23 protein-coding genes are annotated in these 20837 nt (G+C 71.7%); 15 read left to right on the top strand and 8 right to left on the bottom strand.

Features of this window, described 5'->3' with window-relative positions; all coding sequences use genetic code 11:
* Positions 1–56: 56 nt before the first annotated feature.
* From ACH4D5_RS17430 to serC, 7 genes are all read left to right on the top strand, one after another.
* Positions 57–1646, top strand: coding sequence for an ATP-binding protein (locus ACH4D5_RS17430; RefSeq protein ID WP_398303058.1), 1590 nt, complete (start codon positions 57–59; stop codon positions 1644–1646).
* A complete protein-coding gene (locus ACH4D5_RS17425; protein ID WP_398303056.1) occupies positions 1643–2098 on the top strand; it encodes a roadblock/LC7 domain-containing protein in 456 nt (151 codons plus the stop codon). Before ACH4D5_RS17430 ends, ACH4D5_RS17425 begins: the two co-directional genes overlap by 4 nt.
* Positions 2095–2451 carry a DUF742 domain-containing protein gene (locus ACH4D5_RS17420; RefSeq protein ID WP_398303054.1) on the top strand — a complete coding sequence of 119 codons (357 nt, stop codon included), beginning with the start codon at positions 2095–2097 and terminating at the stop codon, positions 2449–2451. Before ACH4D5_RS17425 ends, ACH4D5_RS17420 begins: the two co-directional genes overlap by 4 nt.
* Positions 2432–3106, top strand: coding sequence for a GTP-binding protein (locus ACH4D5_RS17415; RefSeq protein WP_398303052.1), 675 nt, complete (start codon positions 2432–2434; stop codon positions 3104–3106). Before ACH4D5_RS17420 ends, ACH4D5_RS17415 begins: the two co-directional genes overlap by 20 nt.
* Positions 3103–4377: a cytochrome P450 gene (locus ACH4D5_RS17410; protein ID WP_398303050.1), complete on the top strand. Its 1275-nt coding sequence runs from the start codon at positions 3103–3105 to the stop codon at positions 4375–4377. Before ACH4D5_RS17415 ends, ACH4D5_RS17410 begins: the two co-directional genes overlap by 4 nt.
* Positions 4374–5627, top strand: coding sequence for a cytochrome P450 (locus ACH4D5_RS17405; protein ID WP_398303048.1), 1254 nt, complete (start codon positions 4374–4376; stop codon positions 5625–5627). Before ACH4D5_RS17410 ends, ACH4D5_RS17405 begins: the two co-directional genes overlap by 4 nt.
* A gap of 149 nt (positions 5628–5776) precedes the next feature.
* Complete coding sequence (gene serC / locus ACH4D5_RS17400; protein WP_398303046.1) at positions 5777–6895, top strand: phosphoserine transaminase; 1119 nt, start codon at positions 5777–5779, stop codon at positions 6893–6895.
* A gap of 81 nt (positions 6896–6976) precedes the next feature.
* Here serC and ACH4D5_RS17395 read toward each other — a convergent pair whose 3' ends face one another.
* Positions 6977–7816 carry an ABC transporter permease gene (locus ACH4D5_RS17395; RefSeq protein WP_398303044.1) on the bottom strand — a complete coding sequence of 280 codons (840 nt, stop codon included), beginning with the start codon at positions 7814–7816 and terminating at the stop codon, positions 6977–6979.
* Entirely contained in the window at positions 7813–8811 is a 999-nt protein-coding gene (locus ACH4D5_RS17390; protein ID WP_398303042.1) for an ATP-binding cassette domain-containing protein, read from the bottom strand. The genes ACH4D5_RS17395 and ACH4D5_RS17390 overlap by 4 nt, the downstream gene beginning before the upstream one ends.
* 113 nt (positions 8812–8924) lie before the next feature.
* Between ACH4D5_RS17390 and ACH4D5_RS17385 the strand changes: the two genes are divergently transcribed.
* Positions 8925–9707: a TetR/AcrR family transcriptional regulator gene (locus ACH4D5_RS17385; protein WP_398303040.1), complete on the top strand. Its 783-nt coding sequence runs from the start codon at positions 8925–8927 to the stop codon at positions 9705–9707.
* A 15-nt stretch (positions 9708–9722) separates the two neighbouring features.
* On the opposite strand, the gene ACH4D5_RS17380 is transcribed toward ACH4D5_RS17385, so the two are convergent.
* The gene (locus ACH4D5_RS17380) at positions 9723–10742 is read right to left on the bottom strand and encodes a WD40 repeat domain-containing protein (RefSeq protein WP_398303038.1); all 1020 of its coding nucleotides are present in this window, start codon (positions 10740–10742) and stop codon (positions 9723–9725) included.
* A gap of 85 nt (positions 10743–10827) precedes the next feature.
* On the opposite strand from ACH4D5_RS17380, the gene ACH4D5_RS17375 reads away from it, so the two are divergent.
* Positions 10828–11538, top strand: coding sequence for an SGNH/GDSL hydrolase family protein (locus ACH4D5_RS17375; protein ID WP_398303036.1), 711 nt, complete (start codon positions 10828–10830; stop codon positions 11536–11538).
* 52 nt (positions 11539–11590) lie between these two features.
* On the opposite strand, the gene ACH4D5_RS17370 is transcribed toward ACH4D5_RS17375, so the two are convergent.
* Complete coding sequence (locus tag ACH4D5_RS17370; protein ID WP_398303034.1) at positions 11591–12484, bottom strand: MBL fold metallo-hydrolase; 894 nt, start codon at positions 12482–12484, stop codon at positions 11591–11593.
* Between the two features lie 102 nt (positions 12485–12586).
* On the opposite strand from ACH4D5_RS17370, the gene ACH4D5_RS17365 reads away from it, so the two are divergent.
* Positions 12587–13549, top strand: coding sequence for a cupin domain-containing protein (locus ACH4D5_RS17365; RefSeq protein WP_398303033.1), 963 nt, complete (start codon positions 12587–12589; stop codon positions 13547–13549).
* An 8-nt stretch (positions 13550–13557) separates the two neighbouring features.
* Here ACH4D5_RS17365 and ACH4D5_RS17360 read toward each other — a convergent pair whose 3' ends face one another.
* Complete coding sequence (locus tag ACH4D5_RS17360) at positions 13558–13968, bottom strand: hypothetical protein (protein ID WP_398303032.1); 411 nt, start codon at positions 13966–13968, stop codon at positions 13558–13560.
* Between the two features lie 83 nt (positions 13969–14051).
* On the opposite strand from ACH4D5_RS17360, the gene ACH4D5_RS17355 reads away from it, so the two are divergent.
* Both ACH4D5_RS17355 and ACH4D5_RS17350 read left to right on the top strand, forming a co-directional pair.
* Positions 14052–14861 carry a helix-turn-helix domain-containing protein gene (locus tag ACH4D5_RS17355; RefSeq protein ID WP_398303031.1) on the top strand — a complete coding sequence of 270 codons (810 nt, stop codon included), beginning with the start codon at positions 14052–14054 and terminating at the stop codon, positions 14859–14861.
* Positions 14858–15103, top strand: coding sequence for a DUF397 domain-containing protein (locus ACH4D5_RS17350; RefSeq protein WP_398303029.1), 246 nt, complete (start codon positions 14858–14860; stop codon positions 15101–15103). Before ACH4D5_RS17355 ends, ACH4D5_RS17350 begins: the two co-directional genes overlap by 4 nt.
* A 5-nt stretch (positions 15104–15108) precedes the next feature.
* Here the strand turns inward: ACH4D5_RS17350 and ACH4D5_RS17345 are convergent, their stop codons facing one another.
* Entirely contained in the window at positions 15109–15615 is a 507-nt protein-coding gene (locus ACH4D5_RS17345; protein ID WP_398303027.1) for a carboxymuconolactone decarboxylase family protein, read from the bottom strand.
* A gap of 42 nt (positions 15616–15657) precedes the next feature.
* Between ACH4D5_RS17345 and ACH4D5_RS17340 the strand changes: the two genes are divergently transcribed.
* From ACH4D5_RS17340 to ACH4D5_RS17330, 3 genes are all read left to right on the top strand, one after another.
* The gene (locus ACH4D5_RS17340) at positions 15658–16158 is read left to right on the top strand and encodes a MarR family winged helix-turn-helix transcriptional regulator (RefSeq protein ID WP_398303025.1); all 501 of its coding nucleotides are present in this window, start codon (positions 15658–15660) and stop codon (positions 16156–16158) included.
* Between the two features lie 81 nt (positions 16159–16239).
* Positions 16240–16830: a Uma2 family endonuclease gene (locus ACH4D5_RS17335; protein WP_398303023.1), complete on the top strand. Its 591-nt coding sequence runs from the start codon at positions 16240–16242 to the stop codon at positions 16828–16830.
* A gap of 49 nt (positions 16831–16879) precedes the next feature.
* The gene (locus ACH4D5_RS17330) at positions 16880–17872 is read left to right on the top strand and encodes an aldo/keto reductase (protein WP_398303021.1); all 993 of its coding nucleotides are present in this window, start codon (positions 16880–16882) and stop codon (positions 17870–17872) included.
* 148 nt (positions 17873–18020) lie between these two features.
* Here the strand turns inward: ACH4D5_RS17330 and thpR are convergent, their stop codons facing one another.
* Both thpR and ACH4D5_RS17320 read right to left on the bottom strand, forming a co-directional pair.
* On the bottom strand, positions 18021–18614 hold the full coding sequence (gene thpR / locus ACH4D5_RS17325) for an RNA 2',3'-cyclic phosphodiesterase (RefSeq protein ID WP_398303019.1): 594 nt from the start codon (positions 18612–18614) through the stop codon (positions 18021–18023).
* Between the two features lie 467 nt (positions 18615–19081).
* Positions 19082–20428: an MFS transporter gene (locus ACH4D5_RS17320; protein ID WP_398303017.1), complete on the bottom strand. Its 1347-nt coding sequence runs from the start codon at positions 20426–20428 to the stop codon at positions 19082–19084.
* Positions 20429–20837 lie beyond the last annotated feature (409 nt).

The raw sequence follows: 20837 nt of genomic DNA, 5'->3' as shown, positions 1-20837 counted from the left end.
CTATAGTGATCCCGACTTGAGCAGAGTGTGTCGCTTCCGATCGAGGACCCCGATTGATGACCGCGCAAACCCCCCTCGCGCGCCCCGGGACGAGTGGGGCCTCCCCTGCTCGAGCGGAGACAGGAACGGCGGAAAAGCCCCCGCTGCGCCCGGCCGCGCTCGTCCTGCTGGCCTGCGCCCTGACCACCGCGGCCCTCACCGGAGCCGCCGTGGCCGTCGCGCCCGGCTCCGTGCGGACCTCCCTGGCGTGGGGCGCCGGCGCCGCCTCCCTCGCGCTGAGCGTCGCCGTGACGCTCGCCTTCCACTTCTTCCGCGCCGCCGCCCTGCTGCGCCGCCGCGTGGCCGCCGCGCGGCAGGACGCGGAACGGCTCGTCCATGAACAGGCCGCCCGCACGGCGGAGTTCACCCGCGAACGCACCGCGCTCACCGAGTACTTCGCCCGGGAGCGGAACGAACTGACCATGCGGGCCCGCACCGCCGAGTCCGAGCGGGCCGCCGCCCTCGCCGCCTGCGCCAACGCCGCGGGACGCATGCAGGCCCTGGCCACCGGCATGCTCGCCGACCTGCGCGAGATGGAGGGCAGGCACGCCGACGAGGACGTCCTCACCGACCTCCTCCACCTCGACCACAGGACCGCGCAGGCGGGCCGCATCGCCGACTCCGTGGCGGTGCTCACCGGCGCCCGTTCGGGCCGCCGCTGGTCCCGGCCCATCGTCATGGAGTCGATCCTGCGCGGCGCGATGGGCCGCATCGGCGCCTACCAGCGCGTGCGCGTCCACTCGGCGAGCGAGGTCGCCGTCGCCGGCCACGCCGCCGAGGGCGTCATGCACGCCCTCGCCGAAATCCTGGACAACGCGGCGAACTTCTCGCCGCCCACCTCCGAAGTGCACGTCTACATCGAGGAGGTCGCGGCCGGCGTCATCGTCTCCGTCGAGGACAGCGGCCTGGTGATGGGCCCCGTGCAGCAGCGCCGCGCCGAGCGCGCCGTCTCCGGCGAGACGACGGGCCTCAGCGGTCTCTCCGGCACCCGGCTCGGCCTCGCGGTGGTCGGCAGGCTGGCCCGCAAGCACGGGCTCACGGTGTCGTTCCGCCCGTCGGCCCGCGGCGGCACAGGCGTACTCCTGCTCATACCGCAGGAGCTGCTCTCCCGCCCCTCGGAGCCGACGGCACCGGTACCCGCCGCTCTTCCGGCGAAGACCCCGGCCGAACTCCCCTCGCGGACGCGGTCCGAACTCCCGCCACTCGCAGGCGCAGCGGCCACGGAGTCCAGCCCAGTCGCAGAGGCCACCCCGGACACCCACGCCCTCGAAGCCCCCCTCGACCGCGTCGACCCGGACCCCGTGCCCACCCACCAGTCAGCCGCGCCCGAGTCCGCCCCCGCCCCCGCGCAGGCCGCCGAAGTGCCCCTCCCCAAGCGGCCCCGCGGTCGTACGCTCGCCGCTGCCGAGCGGGCCCGGGCCGACAGTGACACCGGGGAGACGCGCAGGCCCCGCGCCCCCGGCGCCGCGAGCACCGCCGACCGCTTCAGCAGCTTCCGTCAGGCCGTCCGCACCACTCCGGCCGAGGCCGCCACTCCCCCGGCTCCCCCGGAAGCCACGGACGCCCCCGCAATCCCCCAGCACCCGGAAGGCGACACCCCCCGATGACCACCGGCACCACCGGCACCTCCCCCGGCAGCACCACCGACGCCAAGCTGACCTGGCTGCTCGAAGGGCTCCTGGAGCGCACCCCCGGCGCCCGCCACGCCCTCGTACTCTCCCGTGACGGCCTGAAGCTGTGCCGCACCCCCGAGCTCTCCGTGGACCAGGCCGACCAGCTCGCCGCGATAGCCGCCGGCATCCAGTCCCTGTCGCACGGTGCGTCCGCCGAGTTCGGCGACGGCACCGGCGGGGTCCGCTCGGCGATGGCCGAGTTCTACGGCGGCATCCTCTTCATCGTCGAGGCCGGCGAAGGCGCGCACCTCGCCGTCATCGCCGCCGAGGACGCCGACGCGGGTCTCGTCGGCCACACCATGAGCGAACTGGTCGAGCAGCTCGGCGAGCACCTGCGCGCCGCGCCCCGCGCGGAGGACGCCCCCCGCGGCCGGCCCGCGTCATGAGCCGCCCCGGCCGGGACGACTCCCCCGACCGGCTGTACACCCTCACCGGGGGTCGCAGCCGGTCGGCGCCCGACGCGCCCTTCGACCTGGTGACCCTCGTCGTCGCCGAGTCCGCGCCGGTCCCCGGCATGCAGTCCGAGCACGCCGCGATCCTGCGGATGTGCGCGCTGCCCACCGCGGTCGTGGAGATCGCCGCCGAGCTCCGCCTGCCGGTGAGCATCACGCGCATCCTGCTGTCCGACCTGCTCGACGCGGGCCGGATCAGCGCCCGCCACCCGCGTTCGGGCCCCGCCCACAGCCTTCCCGATTCCGACCTCCTGGAGCAGGTGCTCGTTGGACTCCGCAACCTCTGAACGCAGCGCCGCCGGGACCGCCCCGGCGGCCGGGCCCGCCCGCACCGAGCTGACCGCCACCGCCGACAACGGCCTGAAGATCGTCGTGGTCGGCGGCTTCGGCGTCGGCAAGACGACCCTGGTCCGCTCCGTCAGCGAGATCCGTCCCCTCAACACCGAGGAGACGATGACGCAGGCCGGGCGGGGCATCGACGAGACGGGCGGCCTCGAAGGGCTGCGCGCCAAGACATCCACGACCGTCGCCTTCGACTTCGGCCGCATCACACTCGACGCGCACAACGTCCTCTACCTCTTCGGCGCCCCCGGCCAGGAACGCTTCTGGTTCCTGTGGGACCGCCTCTTCGCCGGCACGCTCGGCGCGGTCGTCCTCGTCGACACCCGCCGCCTGGAGGACTCCTGGTACGCGATCGACCGCCTGGAGCGCCACGGCACGCCGTTCATCGTGGCCCGCAACGACTTCGGCGGCCCCGCGCACACCACCGAGCAGCTGCGCGAGGCGCTCGACCTCGACCCCGGGGTGCCGCTCATCGACTGCGACGCACGGTCCCGGCAGTCCGGCAAGGACGTGCTGATCACCCTCGTCGAACACCTCCAGACGCTGTACGCCGCCCAGCGCGCCGACCAGCCGCACACGCACCGGGAGACCGCCCAGTGACCTGCCCCGTGACCGGCGCCGGACAGGGCGCCGCCCCCGGCCCCGTCCCGCTCTCCGGCCCGCGGTTCGCCACCGAACCCGCCCAGCTGTACCGGGAGATGCGGCGCGACCACGGCCCCGTCGCCCCCGTGCTCCTCGACGGCGGCATACCGGCCTGGCTGGTGCTCGGCTACCGCGAACTGCACCAGGTCACCGGCGACCCGCTGCTCTACAGCCGCGACTCCGAGCTGTGGAACCAGTGGCCGAACGTCCCCGCCGACTGGCCGCTGCTCCCCATGATCGGCCACAAGCAGCCGTCGATCCTCTACACCGTCGGCGAGCGCCACACCCGGCGCGCCGCGGTGATCTCGCACGCCCTCGAAGCGATCGACCCCTTCGAACTCAAGGCGCACGCCGAGACGTTCGCGGACGAGCTGATCGACCGCTTCTGCGGCAAGGGCACCACGGACATCATCTCCGAGTACGCGATGCTGCTCCCGGTCCGCGTCCTCGCCCGCATCTACGGCTTCCCGGACGAGCAGGGCCCCGGCCTCGTCACCGCCATGAACGACATGATCGACGGCCGCGAGCGGGCCCTCGCGGGCCAGCAGCACCTGGCGGGCTCCATGATGCGGCTCATCGCCGACAAGCACGCGAAGCCGGACCAGGACGTCGCCTCGTACATGATCGAGGCCCAGCTCACCGAGGAGGGCGCGGACTTCACCGACGAGGAGATCGCCCAGGACCTCATGGTGATGATGGCCGCCGGCCACCAGCCGTCCGCCGACTGGATCGGCAACTCGCTGCGCCTCATGCTCACCGACGACCGCTTCGCCGCCTCCCTGTTCGGCGGCCGGCACAGCGTCGCCGAGGCCATGAACGAGGTCCTGTGGGAGGACACCCCGACGCAGAACGTCGCGGGCCGCTGGGCCTCCCGCGACACCCAGCTCGGCGGCCGCCGCATCAACGCGGGCGACCTGCTCCTCCTCGGTCTCGCCGCCGCCAACTCCGACCCGCAGGTCCGCACCGACGGCTCCGCCCTGACCGGCGGCAACAGCGCCCACTTCTCCTTCGGCCACGGCGAGCACCGCTGCCCCTTCCCGGCCCAGGAGGTCGCCGAGGTCATCGCGCGGACCGGCATCGAGGTCCTCCTCGACCGCCTGCCCGACCTCGACCTCGCGGTCCCGGCCGCTTCCCTGACCCGCCGCCCTTCGCCGTGGCTGCGCGGCCTGACCGAACTGCCGGTGAGCTTCACCCCGACCCCGACCTCAGCGTTTGGAGACTCCAGATGACGCGCATCGCCCTGGACCCGTTCGTCACCGACCTCGACGGCGAGAGCGCACGGCTGCGGGCGGCGGGCCCGCTCGCGGAGGCGGAGCTGCCGGGGGGCGTGCCGGTGTGGGCGGTCACGCACCACGCCGAGGCGCGGCAGCTGCTCACCGACAGGCGCCTGGTGAAGGACATCGAGGTCTGGGGCGCCTGGCGGCGCGGCGAGATCCCCGCCGACTGGCCGCTGATCGGCCTCGCCAACCCCGGCCGCTCCATGCTGACGGTCGACGGCGAGGAGCACCGCAGGCTGCGCACGCTGGTCGCGCAGGCGCTGACGCCGCGCCGCGTGGAGCACATGCGCGGCCGCATCGAGGAACTGACGGAGGGCCTGCTGGCCGGCCTCCCCACGGACGGGCGGGCCGTCGACCTGAAGGCGGAGTTTGCCTACCCCCTCCCCATGTACGTCATCAGCGACCTGATGGGCATCGACGAGGCGGACCACCCCCGCCTGAAGGTCCTCTTCGACAAGTTCTTCTCCACGCAGACGCCCCCCGAGGAGGTCGTCGCGACGCTCGGCGAACTCGCCGGGATGATGGCCAAGGTCGTCGCGGCCCGCCGCGCGGAGCCCGGCGACGACCTGACGAGCGCGCTGATCCAGGCCTCCGAGAACGGCGACCACCTCACGGACGCCGAGATCGTCTCCACCCTGCAACTGATGGTCGCGGCCGGCCACGAGACGACGATCTCCCTCATCGTCAACGCCGTCGTCAACCTCTCCGCCCACCCCGACCAGCTCGCCCTGGTCCTGTCCGGGCAGGTCGGCTGGGACGCGGTGATCGAGGAGACCCTGCGCTACGCCACCCCGACCTCGCACGTCCTGATCCGCTTCGCGGCGGAGGACGTCCCCGTCGGCGACAAGGTGATCCGTGCGGGTGACGCGCTGATCGTCTCCTACGGCGCGATAGGCAGGGACGAGCAGGCGCACGGGCCCACGGCGGGCACCTTCGACATCACCCGCACGTCCCCCACCCGCCACATCTCCTTCGGCCACGGCCCACACGTGTGCCCCGGCGCGGCGCTCTCCCGCCTGGAGGCGGGCGTCGCCCTCCCTGCCCTGTACGCCCGCTTCCCCGACCTGACCCTGGCGGTCCCGCACACATCCCTCCGCAACAAGCCGGTGGTGACGCAGAACGATTTGTACGAGCTGCCGGTTGTGTTGGGTCGTTTCAGCCCCTCCGGCGTTCATGGAGCGGGGCCGGGCGCGGGGATTTGAGCCTGTCCGGCGATTGAGGACGAGCGCGGAGCGCGAGGGGGTAGCCTCTCCGGCGTTTGAGGAGCGGGGGCCGGGGCGGAGCCCCGAGGTGCGATCTCAGTCGCCGGACTGGTCGAGGCCCAGGGGCCAGGAACCGCTAGGCTCGCGTCGTGGCTGAGATCCAGATTCCCGCTGACATGAAGCCCGCCGACGGCCGTTTCGGCGCGGGCCCCTCCAAGGTGCGTACGGAGGCGCTGGACGCCCTGGCCGCCACCGGCACCTCCCTCCTCGGAACCTCCCACCGCCAGGCCCCGGTCAAGAACCTGGTCGGCCGCGTGCGCGAGGGCGTCAAGGACCTCTTCTCCCTCCCCGAGGGGTACGAGGTGATCCTCGGCAACGGCGGCTCCACCGCGTTCTGGGACGTGGCGACGCACGGCCTGATCGAGAACAAGTCGCAGCACCTCAACTTCGGCGAGTTCTCCTCCAAGTTCGCGAAGGCGGCGAAGCTCGCCCCGTGGCTGGCCGAGCCGACCGTGATCGCCAGCGACCCGGGCACGCACCCCGACCCGAAGGCGGAGGCGGGCGTCGACGTCTACGCCTTCACGCACAACGAGACCTCGACCGGCGTCGCGGCGCCCGTCAAGCGCGTCGCGGGCGCCGACTCCGGCTCCCTCGTCCTCGTGGACGCCACGTCCGGCGCGGGCGGCCTCCCGGTCGACATCGCCGAGACGGACGTCTACTACTTCGCCCCGCAGAAGTCCTTCGCATCGGACGGCGGCCTGTGGATCGGCGTGTTCTCCCCGGCGGCGATCGAGCGCGCCGAGCGGATCCACGCGTCGGGCCGCCACGTCCCGGAGTTCTTCTCGCTCCCCACCGCGATCGACAACTCCCGCAAGAACCAGACGTACAACACCCCGGCGCTCGCCACGCTGTTCCTGCTCGCCGAGCAGCTGGACTGGATGAACTCGCAGGGTGGTCTCGACTTCACGACCGGCCGTACGGCCGCGTCCTCGCGGACGCTGTACGGGTGGGCCGAGGAGTCCAAGTACGCGACGCCGTTCGTCACGGATGCGGCGAAGCGGTCGCAGGTCATCGGCACGATCGACTTCTCCGACGAGGTCGACGCGGGTGCTGTCGCCAAGGTGCTGCGCGCCAACGGCATCGTGGACACGGAGCCGTACCGCAAGCTGGGCCGCAACCAGCTGCGCGTCGCTATGTTCCCGGCGATCGACCCGGCGGATGTCGAGGCGCTGACCAAGTGCATCGACTATGTGATCGAGCGCCTCTGACGTTTCGCTGCGCGGCCGGCTGCGGGTTCGTCGTGGCTGGTCGCGCAGTTCCCCGCGCCCCTGAAGGGGCGCCCCCGGTACCTAACGGCTCAGTCGCCTGAACCTTCGTACCGCCAGCGGCAAGAACACCAGTGAGATCACGATTGGCCACACCACGGCCATCAACACCGCGTGTTGCTCCACCCAACTCGCGCCGCCCGCGCCCGGGTTGCCGAAGAGCTCCCGGGTAGCCGTACCCGTCGACGAGACGGGGTTCCACGCGGCGACCGGTGCCAGCCAGTCCGGCATCAGGGACGGTGCCACGAAGACGCTGGAGATCATCGTGAGCGGGAAGGCCACCGCGTAGAGGCCGCCCGCCGCCTCGGGGGTCGGCACGACGAGGCCGAGGAAGACGCCCACCCAGATCAGGCTGAACCGCAGGAACAGCAGCAGCCCGAAGGCGAGCAGCGTGTCGGGCACGCCCGCGCTGGAGCGCCAGCCGATGGCGAGCGCGGTCAGCGCGAGGATGGTCAGCTCGGCGCAGGCCACGATGAGGTCGGCGAGGCCGCGCCCCGACGCCACCGCCGAGGGGGCCATCGGCATCGAGCGGAAGCGGTCGATGACGCCCTTCGTCGAGTCCGTGACGACGCCCATCGCGGTGTTCATGAAGCCGAAGGCCATGGTCATCACGAACATGCCGGGCATCAGGAACTGCTTGTAGTCGCCGTCCTCGCCGCCGCCCGGCACCTTCATCGCCTCGCCGAAGACGAAGCCGTACAGCAGCACGCTGATGATGGGGAAGCCCAGCTGCCAGGCGATGGTGACGGGCTGGCGCAGGAAGTGCGTGAGGTAGCGGCGGGTGACGTTCCAGCAGTCGGAGAGGGCCCAGAAGAGGCGTCCGTGCGCCGCCTGCGAGGTGCCGGTGGTGAGGGCGACGCTCATGCCGCGGCCTCCGCTTTCTCGTCGTCCTTCTCGGATGTCTGTCCCGTCAGGGATGTCTGTCCCGTCAGGCGCAGGAACACGTCGTCGAGGCTGGGCCTGCGCAGGCCGATGTCCTCGACGTCGATGCCCTCGTCGCGCAGGTTCCGCGCCACCTCGGTCAGCGCGCCGACCCGGTCGGTCACGGCGGCCTGCACGCGGCGCTCCACGTCGACGGTGAGCGGCTCGCCGTCGCAGACGCGGGCGACGGCCTTCACCGCGGCGGGCAGGTCGGCGGTGTCGCGGACCACGACGTCGAGGTGGCTGCCGCCGACCGTGTTCTTCAGGCCGTCGGGGGTGTCGTCGGCGATGGCCCGGCCCCGGTCGATGACGGTGATGCGGGAGGCGAGCCGGTCGGCCTCTTCGAGGTACTGGGTGGTGAGCAGCACGGTGGTGCCGCGTGCGACCAGGTCCCTGACGGTGTCCCACACTTCGAGGCGGCTGCGCGGGTCGAGTCCGGTGGTCGGCTCGTCCAGGAAGAGGACGGCGGGCGCGAGGATCATCGAGGCGGCGAGGTCGAGCCTGCGCCGCATGCCGCCGCTGTACTGACCTGCGCCCTTCTCCGCCGCGTCCTGGAGGTGGAACTGTGCCAGGAGTTCGTCGGCGCGCTGCCGGGCCCGCCTGCCGCCCAGGTGGAAGAGTCGGCCGAACATCTCCAGGTTCTGCCGCCCGGTGAGGATCTCGTCGACCGCCGCGTACTGCCCGGTGAGGCCGATGCGGCCGCGGACCAGGGCGGGGTCGCGGACCACGTCGGCGCCGGCCACCTCGGCGCGGCCGCCGTCGAGCCGGACGAGGGTGGAGAGGATCCGGACGGCGGTGGTCTTGCCCGCGCCGTTGGGTCCGAGGAGTCCGTGCACCGTGCCCTGCTCGACGTGCAGGTCGAAGCCGTCCAGGGCGCGTTTCTCCCCGTACCGCTTCTGGAGCCCTTCGGCTCGTACCGCGTAGCCGTTCCCGTTCATGGACTGCCCCTTCTCCGCCATCTGAGTACGCCGTACCCAATAGAGAGTACACCGTACTCAGTTTCGCGCGTACGCCGTACTCAATTTCCCGGCCTGCGATTAGGGTGAGGGCCATGACGAGCACGAACGGCAGCGGCGGCGGCGACGACCGGCGCACCGGTGACGACATCGCCCGCAGCCTGGAGCTGCTCTGGGGTGAGGGCGGCCGCCCGACCCGGGGGCCCAAGCCGGGCCTCACGCTGGACCGGATCGTCACCGAGGCGGTGCGCCTCGCGGACGCGGAAGGCCTCTCGGCGGTCTCGATGCGCCGCCTGTCCACGGAGCTCGGCACCGGCACGATGTCCCTGTACCGGTACGTGCGCGGCAAGAGCGAGCTCGTCGACCTGATGCTGGACCGCGTGTACGCGCCGCCCGAGGAACCCGAGGGCGCGGCCCCCTGGACCGGCACCTGGCGCGAGGGCGTCGAGCAGTACGCGCGGGAGACCCTGGTCCTCTACCGCCGCCACCCCTGGCTGCTCCAGGTCAACCAGGCCCGCCCGGTGCTCGGCCCCGGCGCCGTCGGCGGCCTGGACCGCACCCTGTCCCGGATCAAGCCGATGGGCCTGACCGACCCCGAACTGATCGGCGTGATCGTGATGACGGAGGGGTACGTCACCGGGATCGCCCGCACCCAGGTGCACGAGGTGGAGGCGACGAAGAACACGGGCCTGTCGGACCAGGCGTTCTGGGAGGCGCAGACCCCGGTCCTCGAACGCGTCATGACGAGCGGCCGCTACCCGACCCTCGCGGGCCTCTCCGAGGACTCCTTCGGCCCGGACTTCGACCACTTCGAGTTCGGCCTGCAGCGCCTGCTCGACGGCTTGGACGTGTTGGTGGCCAGCCGCGCCCGGAAGTGACCCCGGGGCGGGCCGCTACCTGCCTCCGCGCCGGCCAAGCCGCTTCAGCCCGAACACGGCGAGCAGGACGGCCCCGAGGACGATGGCACCCGTCTTGACGTTGCCGTCGATCCCGGAGTCCCCGCCCCCGTCACCGTCGGCACCGCCGCCGCCCGACGACGAGCCGCCGGACCCGTTGCCCGACCCGCCCGGCGCCTCGACCGGCTCGACGTCGCTCTGCTCGCCCTCGGTGCCGTACATCAGCGTGGTCCCGTCGGGCGTGTAGGTGACGGACTCGCCCTGCCGCTGGAGCGGCACGCTCAGCCGACCCTTGCGCTGCGGCTTCTTCCCTTCGCCCTGCCACGCGTACCAGATGCCGCCGAAGTACCCGCGCAGCGCGAGCTGTTCGCCGTCGGGCGAGAAGGCGCCGTCGGTCACCCAGAGATCGATCTCGGACACCCGCTTGAAGACGTTCGTGCCCGAGGCGGACATCCGCTCCGGGCCCTCGTAGAGTCCGCCGCCGTCCTCGTTCTTGCTGACGATGTAGATCCGCCCGGTCTTAGGGTGCACCATCAGCGCCTCCGCGTCCCGCGCGCCGTCGGCGTACTTCACGACGTACTGCGTGGCGCGGACCGTCTGGTCCTTCAGCTGCTTCGGCTCGGGCAGCTTGTAGACCCAGACGTTCGGCCAGGTGCCGTTGAGGTTGTCGCCGATGTCGCCGACGTAGATGTTCCCGTCGCCGCCGACCGAGATCGCCTCGACGTCGCGCGGGGCGCCCACGCCGGTCATGGTCACGGTGGCGACGGTCTTCCCCGTCTTCGAGTCGACCGCGTAGAGGAAGGCGCCCTTGTCCTGGTCGTTGTGCGTCCAGTAGACGCCCGGGTGGGCGCGGGACGCGGCGAGACCGCTGGACTCGACGATCCGCGGGTCCTTGATGGTGAACCCGTCGTGGTCGTCGGCCGCGGCGGGCACGGCGGACACGGCCGTGGCGAAGACCAGCACGGCACCGGCAGCGGTGGCGGCGAGGACAGACGGAACAGCCCGAAGCGAACGCATGCGCCCAAGAGTGCCATCCGCGCTCCGGAGCGGAGTGCGCAGCCTCACATCGCAGGCGCGGGCCGTGATCCGGGATGATGTCCGGATGCTCAGGTTCATGTTCGTCGGCGACTCGATGACCATCGGAAGCGCCGGGGAACACACCTGGCGCCACCGGATGTGGCAGCACCTGTGCGCCACCCTCGGCCCCGAAGGCTTCGCCGTGGTCGGCCCGCGCACCGCCCTCTACGACAAGGCGGCGGGAGAACCCCTCTCGTACGACTACGCCGACCCGTCCCCCGACTTCCCGCGCCACCACCTCGCGGGCTGGGGCGAGGGCTGGCTGCACATGGCCCCGCAGATAGCCGAAGCCCTGCACCGCGACCCCGCCGACGTCCTCCTCGTCTCCCTCGGCCTCATAGACCTCGGCTTCTACACGAACGCGGAACAGACGACGGAGAACGTCCGCGCCTTCATCACGGCGGCCCGCTCGGCGAACCCGCACGTCAGGATGGTCCTGCTCCCCGTGATCCCGAACGTCCGCGCGGCCTCGGACGCGCCGTTCGCGGAGGAGGTGTCCCGCTTCAACGAACTCCTCGCGAAGACGGTGGCGGACCTGGACACCCCCGCTTCCCCCCTGCTCCTGGCCTCACCCCCACGCTCGTACGACATCCGGCTCGACACGTACGACGGCACGCACCCGAACGCGAGCGGCGAGCACAAGCTGGCGGCGGCGTTCGGGGACGCGATGGCGCAGGCGTGGGGGATCGGCGGCCCCTACGCCGCCGAGCGGCTGTCCACACCCGCCACCGGCTGACCCCGTCACACCCACCGGCTGACCCCGTCACACCCACCACCGGCTCACCCCGTCACACCCACCGGCTGATCGCGAACTTCTCCCCCTCGCGGCGCACTTCCACGGCGCCGGGCCCGGCGAAGTGCGCCGGAACCACCAGCTCGCCCTCGTCGGCGGCCCGGCCGAGGACCCGCACGCGGGACGCGGCCGCCTCTTTCGGGTCCTCGCAGAAGGCGCTGCTGCAGCACGGTTCGAGGATCTGCACCGGCACGTGGAGGAGGTCGCCGACGAAGACGGCGCGGTCGGTGCCGGACTTCAGCCGCAGCACGGACGAGCCGGGGGTGTGGCCGGGCGCGGACTCCAGGGTGAGGTGGGAGTCGATGCGGTGCGTGCCCTCCCACAGCACGGCCTGGCCGGCGTCCACGACGGGGGCGACGCTGTCCGCGAAGCCGTACCGGTGGTCGACGCGGACGGCGTCCCCGCGGGCGGGCCCGTAGAAGGCGTGGTCGGCGGCAGGGATCAGATAGCTGGCGTTGGGAAAGGTGGGCACCCAACTCCCGCCCTCGTTCCGCGTGTTCCATCCGATGTGATCGCCGTGCAGGTGCGTGTTGACGACGACGTCGACGTCCTCGGGCCGCACACCCGCGGCGGCGAGCCGGTCCAGGTAGTCCGTGTCGAGGCCCTCGAAGGCGGGCACGCCGGGCCGCTCCCTGCCGTTGCCGATGCCCGTGTCGACGAGGACGGTCCCGCCCTCGCTCCTGAGCACCCACGTCTGTATGACCGCGAGGGCGTCACCACTGCCCGGATCCCAGTGGTCGGGCGTCAGCCACTCCTCGTTGCCGCGCCACACCTCGTCGGGCACCTCGGGGGCGATGACCTCCGCCGCGAGCGGGAACCTCGCCACTTCGACGACGCGGCTCACCTCGACGTCGCCCAACACGACCTTCTGCGCACTGAGTTCGTTCATGGACCCAACGTATGGAGGGCGATACGAGCGCCTCAATGCCCGCCCGCCTCATCCGGATACGCATACGTCTCACGCGTCGGGTCGTGGCACTACACTCCCGCCATGGACCTGGTCAGCGACGCGATCTCGGCGGCCCGGATCGGACAGCCGGTCTCCAACCGGATCAGGGCGTCCGGCTCGTGGTGCGCCAGGATTCCCTCGTACGACGGCCTCGGCTTCCGCGTGCTCCTGGAGGGGAGCTGCTGGCTGCTGCCGGACGACGGCGGCGCCCCGTTCGCGCTCGCGGCGGGCGACGTGGTGCTGCTGCCACGCGGCTCCGGACACCTCCTCGCGGACTCGCCCATCGACGCGGCCGCGGCGGCGCGGGCGACGCCCTTCGACCTCTGGCTGGAAAAGCACGCCCTGCCCGTGACGCACGACCAGGCACCCGACGGCTCCCCCGGGCCCGCGGTCGAGATGCTCTGCGGCAAGTACCACCTGGACCGCGGCCACGCGCACCCGCTCCTGGAGGAGATCCCCGACATCGTCCACCTGCCCCGCAGGGCCGGCCGCCATCCCGAGCTGCAGGCCGCGATCGACCTGCTCGGCAGGGAGGCGGGCGCCTCCCGCTGCGGCGGCGACGTGGCCGTGGCGGGCCTCCTCGACCTGCTCCTCGTCTACATGGTGCGCGCCTGGCTGGAGTCGTCCCAGGCCGACTCCCACTCCATGGCCCGCTGGCCCGCCGCGCTCGGCGACCCGGTGGTCGCCCGGGCCCTGCGCCTGCTCCACGAGGCACCCGAAGCGCCGTGGAGCAACGAGGAGTTGGCGTCCCGCACGGGCGTCTCCCGCGCCACGCTCGCCCGCCGCTTCACGTCCCTCGTGGGCCGCGCGCCCATGGCGTACCTCACCTGGTGGCGCATGTGCCGCGCGGCCACGCTCCTGCGCGACTCGACGGCGCCCCTGGACACGGTGGCCCGCCAGGTCGGCTACAGCTCCCCGTACGCCCTCTCCCACGCCTTCACGCGTACGTTCGGCACGACGCCGGGCCGGTACAGGTCGCGGAGCCTCGCCGCGCGCTCCGCGTAGGAACCTCCTCACCGCTCGGCGCGCCGCACCGCCTCCCTCAGCAACCGCCCGTCCACGTACGGGACCCTGGCCGTCGGCCGTGACTGCCAGTCCAGGGGCCATGTGTAGCCGTCCAGCGCGGGCACGCCCACGAACGCGAGGGCCCCCGCGTTCCGGCTCAGCGCACGGGCCCCTGCCGGCCAGTCGTACGTGGCCGCTTCCAGCGGGGGCAGCAGGAAGTAGAAGTAGCGCGCGCCCGTCGCCTCGCGGACGACCGGTCCCGCGCGGAAGTCCGTGAACTGCTGCAGCTCGTACGCTGCCTGCGCGCCGAGCGCGCCCTCGATCCGTACCGCGTCGAAGTGAATGCCCGCGTGCCGCAGGGCGTGGCCCGTCGCCGGGATCCAGTCGTGGACCCTGAGTGATGACGTTTCCGAGTTCATGCAGCAAATGCTGTCGGGCGCTCACATACTGTGACCAGGGATTCGCAGGTGGCGTGCTGCGCTGTGCACTTGGGGAGGACGTTGTGCACTCCGGTGAACGAGGTTCGGAGACGTTCGGCGCACTGTTGCGGTTCTACCGCGAGCGAGCCGGGCTCACCCTTGAGGCGCTGGGCGCGCATGTCCAGTACTCCAAGTCGCAGGTGGCGATGGTGGAGCGCGGGGAGCGACCGCCCAAGGGCAAGTTGGTCGAGATCGCTGATGAGGTGCTGGGTGCACAGGGTGCACTGACGCTGCTCGCGGAGAAGGAGTTCGGGGGCAGTGGGCTGCGGCCGTGGACCGAGGACTATCTGGCTGAGGAGAGGAATGCGTCGTCCATTCACTCGTACCAGAGCCATGTAATCCCCGGACTGCTCCAGACCAGGGCATACGCGCAGGCGGTCTACAACAGCAGTTGCTTTCCCTCACTGGACGACGACGAGGTCGAGAAGCAGGTTGAAGCCCGACTTAAGCGCCAGCAGCTCATCCATCGCAAGCCACCACCGAACCTGGGGTTCGTGGTGGAACAGAGTGCACTGACCCGCCCCCTGGGTGGCCCCTCGGTCCTCAAGGAACAGCTGCACCACATCCTCGACGTGGGCCGACTTCGCCACGTCGAGATTCAAGTCATGCTGCACGACCGGGAGACCCATGCCGGGCTGGCGGGTCCCCGGATCCTCCTGGAGACAGCGGAACGCCGCCAGCTCGCCTACATCGAAGGACACAAGGGTGGCTACTTTGTCAGCGAACAGCCGGACCTGGCAGACCTGTTCGGGCGATATGGCATTCTGCGAGCGCAGGCTCTGACCCCCGAGGAGTCCGCAAAGCTGATCGGACAGGTGGCCCAGGATCTATGAGCACGGACCTCAGTTGGTTCAAGAGCAGCTACAGCACCGACGAAGGCGAATGCCTGGAGGTAGCCCTCACCTGGACAAAGTCCACATACAGCGGCGATCAGGGCAACGAATGCGTAGAGGTAGCCGCAACGCCCACCACCATCCACATCCGCGACTCAAAGCTGAACCCCACCGGCCCCACCCTCCGGATATCCCCCGCCACCTGGACCGCCTTCCTGGGGCGCCGCGGCGAGGCGGACTGACGCGCTCACACCGCCCGCGTCAGCCGGTTCGCCAGCGTCGACATCGTGTACGTGCCGATGCCCATGACGACTTCGAGGGCGTTGCGCTCGGTGTAGCCGTGGGCGAAGAACTCCTTCAGGGCGGCGTCGTCGACCCCGCCCGCCGTGGCGAGGACGGTGAGCGTGAACCGGCGTACCGCTTCGAGGCGTTCGTCGGACAGCGCCCGCTCCTCGCGGAGGGCCGCGACCAGCTCGGTCGACGCGCCCAGCTTGCGCAGCTTGCCGGCGTGCAGAGCAACACAGACGTGGCAGTCGTTGCGCGTCGCGACCGTCATGATGACGACCTCGCGGGCGATGGGGTCGAGGGTCGTCCGGTCGAAGGCCGCCGTCATCTCCAGGAAGCCGTTGAGGAGTTCGGGCGACTCGGCGAGGCGGGCGACCGCGTCCGGCACCTGACCGAAGGCGGCGGCGGTGCGCTCCATCGCGGCGCGTGATGCGGACGGTGCGGTTTCCAGTGTGTGCGCGGTGAACATCCCGTACCCCCTGCGGGCCTGCCCGGCCCTAAAATGGACAACATGGTTGACGACAAGACGAAGGTAAACCAGGTTGACGGTTCGGGCAAGGGATATGAGCTGCCCCTGCTCCTCTTCGCCGGCTTCCGCACCCTCATCGACCGCCTGCACGCCGAACTCGCCCGCCAGGGCCACCCCGACATCCGCCCCGCGCACGGGTTCGCGATGCAGGCCATCGGGGCGGACGGCGCCACCGCCAGCGAGGTCGGGCGGCGGCTCGGCGTCTCCAAGCAGGCGGCGGGCAAGACGGTCGACCGCCTCATCGCCCTCGGCTACGCCGCCCGCACCGACGACCCCGCCGACGCCCGCCGCAAACTCGTCCGTCTCACCCCGCACGGCATCGACGCGCTGCGCCGCTCGGCGGCGGTCTTCGACGAGCTGCGGGCGGAGTGGGCGCAGGCCCTCGGGACCCGGCGACTCGGCGAGCTGGAGTCAGACCTTCGCACGGTCGTTCCCCCGGACGCGTTCCGCCTCGACGCGGCGGGCTGGCTCGGCGGCTCGTGACCGGACGTGACCTCGGCTCCGTGCGTATCGTTGTACCGCGCGACCGCACTCGACCGGGAGCGGTCGGGGAGGAGCGCCACGATGACCGTCGTAGAGACCGACAGGATCGCCATGGCCGAAGACGACGTCGAGTGGGACTTGGACCGATGGTTCGAGCTGCTCGAGCGGATGACCCCCGAGGGAATCAAGGCAGAAGTTGTCGAGGGGGCCGTTTCCATGGTGCCGCAGCGGGACACTCACTGGCAGATCATCCGCAGGATCGTGCGGGCACTGGAGGACCAGTTCGGAATGGACGTCCGGGTGACGTCCGACGTGCGCATCGACTTTCCGGGCCTCGACAACGGCTTCTGCCCGGACGTGGCAAAGCTGCGCGAGACGGCCAAGAAGGACGGGCACGGCCGCTGGCGTCACCAAGACGTGGAGTTCATCGCCGAGGTCATCTCCCGAGGCACCGGAATGAACGACTACGGCCCGAAGAAGGCCGCCTACGCCGAAGCCGGCGTCCCCGTCTACCTCGTCGCCGACCCGTACCAAGGCCGATGCCACGTGTACACCGATCCCAAGGACGGCGAGTACCGCACCGAGTCGAAGTCCGACTTCGGCGAGGAGATCGACCTGTCCGGCACCGTCGTCGACCTCATCCTCAAGACCGACGGTTTCCCCCGCGACTGACCGAGCCCCCCTTGCCTGGAGCCCACTCCACCCCGTTGGCTATGACCCCATGAGGTACACGCAACTGGGACGCACAGGGCTCAAGGTCAGCCGGCTCACGCTCGGCACCATGAACTTCGGGCCGCTCACCAACGAACCCGACAGCCACACGCTCATGGACGCCGCGCTCGACGCGGGCGTCAACTTCTTCGACACCGCCAACACCTACGGACAGAGCGCCGGCAAGGGCCGCACCGAGGAGATCCTCGGCACCTGGTTCACGCAAGGAGGCGGCCGCCGCGACAAGGTCGTGCTCGCCAGCAAGGTGTACGGGAACATGGCCCCCGACGGGGAGTCCTCCTGGCCCAACCACGACCGGCTCTCCGCGCTCTCCATCCGCCGCGCCGTCGACGCGTCGCTCAAGCGGCTGCAGACCGACCACATCGACCTCTACCAGTTCCACCACATCGACCGGCTGACGCCGTTCGAGGAGATCTGGCAGGCCGTCGACGTCCTCGTCCAGCAGGGCAAGATCCTCTACGCCGGATCCTCCAACTTCCCCGGCTACAAGATCGCCCAGGCCAACGAGACCGCCCACAGGCTCGGCAGCTACGGCCTCGTCAGCGAGCAGTGCCTCTACAACCTCGCCTCGCGCGACGCCGAGATGGAGGTCATCCCCGCCGCCCAGGACTACGGCCTCGGCGTCATCCCGTGGTCGCCGCTGCACGGCGGGCTGCTCGGCGGCGTACTGAAGAAGGAGGGCGAGGGCTCGCGCCGCACCGGCGGGCGCGCCGCCGCCGAGCTCGCCAAGCCGGAGGTCCGCGCGCAGGTCCAGGCGTACGAGGACCTGCTCGACAAGCACGGTCTCGAACCCGGCGAGGTCGCGCTGGCCTGGCTGCTCACCCGGCCCGGCGTCACCGCGCCGATCGTCGGCCCGCGCACGGCGGAGCAGCTCGACTCCGCGCTGCGCGCCGTCGAGCTGGAACTGCCCGCGGAGATCCTCGACGCGCTGGACGAGATCTTCCCCGGGCCCGGACCGTCGCCGGAGTCCTTCGCCTGGTGAGCCAGGACGGACAGGACGGACCATGAGGGGCGGTGGTGCCCGCGCCGGCTAACCGCCGAGCGCGGCCGCCACCGCCACCACGACGAACATCAGTACGAGCACACCGGCCATGATCCGGTTTCTGGTCTTCGGGTCCACACCGTCGAGGTTAACCGGCGCCGCCCGGCCCCCGGACGCCGCCTCCCAGAATCCAGCGCCCGACCGCCTCGTACCGGGGCCGTTCCCCCGGCACTCCACTCCTCGGCAGATTGCTGCGTACGAGCGTCAGCTCCCGTACGGTCCACGCCGCGCCCTCGAAGGAGCGGAGCGCTTCGGCGTAGGGCCCGAGGTCCGGCTCGCCGCGGCCGCGCGCCACCGTGAGGTGCGGGCGGTAGTGCCGGTGCTGCTCCTCCATCGTGACGCCCGCCTTGCGGGCCGCCGCGTCCGCCCGCGCGGCCAGCAGCCGCAGGGCGGCCACGTCGCCCGCGGCGCCCGCCCACAGCGCCCGGTTCCCGAAGTGGCCGCCGCCACGCAGGGAAAGGGGGAAGGGCGGCGTGCGGTGCGCGGCCCGCTCCAGGCGGGCGGTGAGGTCCGGCACCGTCCCTTCGTCGACCTCCGCCATGAAGGCGAGAGTGAAATGCCAGCCGTCACGCGCCGTCCAGCGCAGCTCGTCGCCGCCCGGCAGCTCCTGCAACGCGCCGACGGCTGTGGCCAGTTCGACGATCGCGGAGTCCGGCGGGAGGACGGCGGCGAAGAGTCTCATGGGACGGAACGCTAGCCTCCCGGCCGCACGGGGTGAACCGATGATCGGTGCCGCCGGTGGAGGCGCTACAGCCACCCGCTCACCACCGACCACCACCGCTCGCGGACCGCGGTGTGAACCGTTGCGTGGGCCACGCGGCGCGGGTCGCGGCGCGGGTGGCTGCGTGGGCCCGGTGCGGGTGGCTGCGTGGGCCGCGGTGTGGGCCGCGCCTTGATCGCGTACGACGAGAACAGCGGCTTCACCACCACCGAGCCCTGCACGGGGCCCGCCGGGAGCCGCCCCGGCCAGGTCCCCGCACAGCGAGTGCGACTGGGCCCGGCACACCATCGGAACCGACGGAAGCCGACCCGGCCAGGCCCCCGCACAACCAGCCCAACCGGGCCCGGCACACCACCGGGAGCGACGGGAGCCGGCCCGGCGGGCAAGTGCTCGCTGAGGGCCGACGGCCGGGCCGGCACACCGTGCGGCTACGCCGCCGTCGCCAGTTCCCGTTCCCTCGGCACGAACTGCACGTGCCGGCGGCCGCGGCGCAGGTCCACCTTCAGCCGCAGGTTCGCGGCGCGTCCCAGCATCAGGCCGACGCCGATCGCGGCGAGCGCGCAGATGAGGCCGCCGATGGCCATGCTGACCCGGACACCGTAGGCGTCGGCGAGCCAGCCGAAGAGCGGGCCGCCGAGCGGGGTGCCGCCGGTGAAGACCATCATGAACAGCGACATGACACGGCCCCGCATCTCCGGGTCCGTGGCCATCTGGACCGACGAGTTGGCGGTGACGTTCACCGTCAGGCCGAGGATGCCGATGGGCACGATCAGCGCGACGAACATCCACAGGTCGGGCGCGAACGCGGCCGCCATCTGGAGCACGCCGAAGGCGACGGCCGCCCCGGCGAGCAGCCGCAGCCGCGAGGTGCCGCGGCGGGCGGCGAGCAGCGCGCCGGCCAGCGAACCGACCGCCATCAGGGTGTTGAACAGCCCGTACATCCCCACGCCGCCGTGGAAGATGTCGTCCGCGAAGGCGCTCATCCAGATCGGGAAATTGAACCCGAAGGTGCCGATGAAGCCGACGAGGACGATCGGCCAGATCAGCTCGGGGTTCTTCGAGACGTAGTTCAGGCCCTCACGGAGCTGCCCCTTGCCGCGCGCCTTGCGCGGGGTGTGCTGCAGCTCGGAGGTGCGCATCAGCAGCAGGCCGGTGAGCGGCGCGAGGAACGACAGGCCGTTGGCGAGGAACGCCCAGCCGGGTCCCACGGCGGCCGTCAGCGCACTCGCCACGGCGGGGCCGACGAGGCGGGCGGACTGGAAGTTGGCGGAGTTCAGCGATACGGCGTTGCGGACCTGGTCGGGGCCGACCATCTCGGACACGAAGGACTGCCGCGTCGGGTTGTCGACGACGGTCACGAGGCCGGTGAAGAAGGCCGCGAAGTAGACGTGCCAGACCTGGACGTGGCCGCTGAGGGTCAGCGCCGCGAGGAAGAGCCCGCTGAGGCTCATCGCGCCCTGGGTGACGAAGAGCAGGTTCCGCTTGGCGAAGCGGTCGGCGATCACGCCGCCGTACAGGCCGAAGAGGAGCATCGGCAGGAACTGCATGGCCGTGGTGATGCCGACGGCCGCGGACGATCCCGTGAGGCTCAGCACCAGCCAGTCCTGGGTGATGCGGGCCATCCAGGTGCCGGTGTTGGAGACGACCGCGCCGGTCGCGAAGAGCCGGTAGTTGCGGATCTTCAGCGAGCTGAACATCGAGGTCTTGTGGGGGCGGACGGTCTTGTCGAGGGTGGTTGGTGCGGGGGCGGAGTCTGCTCCGGGTCCCGTACTCAAAGTAGGTTCGCCTCCTTGGCGTACGTGCGCGTACGTAATGTCTGACGCCTCCCGCCGGTCGACGGGAGGCGCGCGGGGGCGGGGCCCCGCCGGTCGGCAGGGGTCCCGCCGGTGACGGGTTTCCCGCCGGTGGCAGGGCGCCCGCCGGTCGGCGGAGCCCCGCCGGTGGCAGGAGCCCCGCCGGTGACGGGGTCCCCGCCGGACGGCAGGAGCCCCGCCGGTGACGGGGTCCCCGCCGGACGGCAGGAGCCCCGCGGGTGACGGGGTCCCCGCCGGTCGGCAGGAGCCCCGCGGGTGACGGGGTCCCCGCCGGACGGCAGGAGCCCCGCGGGTGACGGGGTCCCCGCCGGACGGCAGGAGCCCCGCGGGTGACGGGGTCCCCGCCGGACGGCAGGAGCCCCGCGGGTGA

The organism is Streptomyces sp. NPDC018029, from assembly GCF_044327655.1.
GTDB lineage: Bacteria > Actinomycetota > Actinomycetes > Streptomycetales > Streptomycetaceae > Streptomyces.
Note: the sequence above shows the minus strand (reverse complement) of the source record. Positions and strands in the feature narration are given on the sequence as shown.

Bases quoted from the DNA above. Each gene is read 5' to 3' on its own strand.
- ACH4D5_RS17405 (WP_398303048.1), top strand. From the start codon at position 4,374: ATGACGCGCATCGCCCTGGACCCGTTCGTCACCGACCTCGACGGCGAG.
- ACH4D5_RS17425 (WP_398303056.1), top strand. From the start codon at position 1,643: ATGACCACCGGCACCACCGGCACCTCCCCCGGCAGCACCACCGACGCC.
- ACH4D5_RS17390 (WP_398303042.1), bottom strand. From the start codon at position 8,811: ATGAACGGGAACGGCTACGCGGTACGAGCCGAAGGGCTCCAGAAGCGG.
- ACH4D5_RS17345 (WP_398303027.1), bottom strand. From the start codon at position 15,615: ATGTTCACCGCGCACACACTGGAAACCGCACCGTCCGCATCACGCGCC.
- ACH4D5_RS17335 (WP_398303023.1), top strand. From the start codon at position 16,240: ATGACCGTCGTAGAGACCGACAGGATCGCCATGGCCGAAGACGACGTC.
- ACH4D5_RS17365 (WP_398303033.1), top strand. From the start codon at position 12,587: ATGGACCTGGTCAGCGACGCGATCTCGGCGGCCCGGATCGGACAGCCG.
- ACH4D5_RS17350 (WP_398303029.1), top strand. From the start codon at position 14,858: ATGAGCACGGACCTCAGTTGGTTCAAGAGCAGCTACAGCACCGACGAA.
- ACH4D5_RS17370 (WP_398303034.1), bottom strand. From the start codon at position 12,484: ATGAACGAACTCAGTGCGCAGAAGGTCGTGTTGGGCGACGTCGAGGTG.
- ACH4D5_RS17430 (WP_398303058.1), top strand. From the start codon at position 57: ATGACCGCGCAAACCCCCCTCGCGCGCCCCGGGACGAGTGGGGCCTCC.
- ACH4D5_RS17375 (WP_398303036.1), top strand. From the start codon at position 10,828: ATGCTCAGGTTCATGTTCGTCGGCGACTCGATGACCATCGGAAGCGCC.
- ACH4D5_RS17340 (WP_398303025.1), top strand. From the start codon at position 15,658: ATGGTTGACGACAAGACGAAGGTAAACCAGGTTGACGGTTCGGGCAAG.
- ACH4D5_RS17385 (WP_398303040.1), top strand. From the start codon at position 8,925: ATGACGAGCACGAACGGCAGCGGCGGCGGCGACGACCGGCGCACCGGT.
- ACH4D5_RS17380 (WP_398303038.1), bottom strand. From the start codon at position 10,742: ATGCGTTCGCTTCGGGCTGTTCCGTCTGTCCTCGCCGCCACCGCTGCC.
- ACH4D5_RS17360 (WP_398303032.1), bottom strand. From the start codon at position 13,968: ATGAACTCGGAAACGTCATCACTCAGGGTCCACGACTGGATCCCGGCG.
- ACH4D5_RS17395 (WP_398303044.1), bottom strand. From the start codon at position 7,816: ATGAGCGTCGCCCTCACCACCGGCACCTCGCAGGCGGCGCACGGACGC.
- thpR (WP_398303019.1), bottom strand. From the start codon at position 18,614: ATGAGACTCTTCGCCGCCGTCCTCCCGCCGGACTCCGCGATCGTCGAA.
- ACH4D5_RS17330 (WP_398303021.1), top strand. From the start codon at position 16,880: ATGAGGTACACGCAACTGGGACGCACAGGGCTCAAGGTCAGCCGGCTC.
- ACH4D5_RS17420 (WP_398303054.1), top strand. From the start codon at position 2,095: ATGAGCCGCCCCGGCCGGGACGACTCCCCCGACCGGCTGTACACCCTC.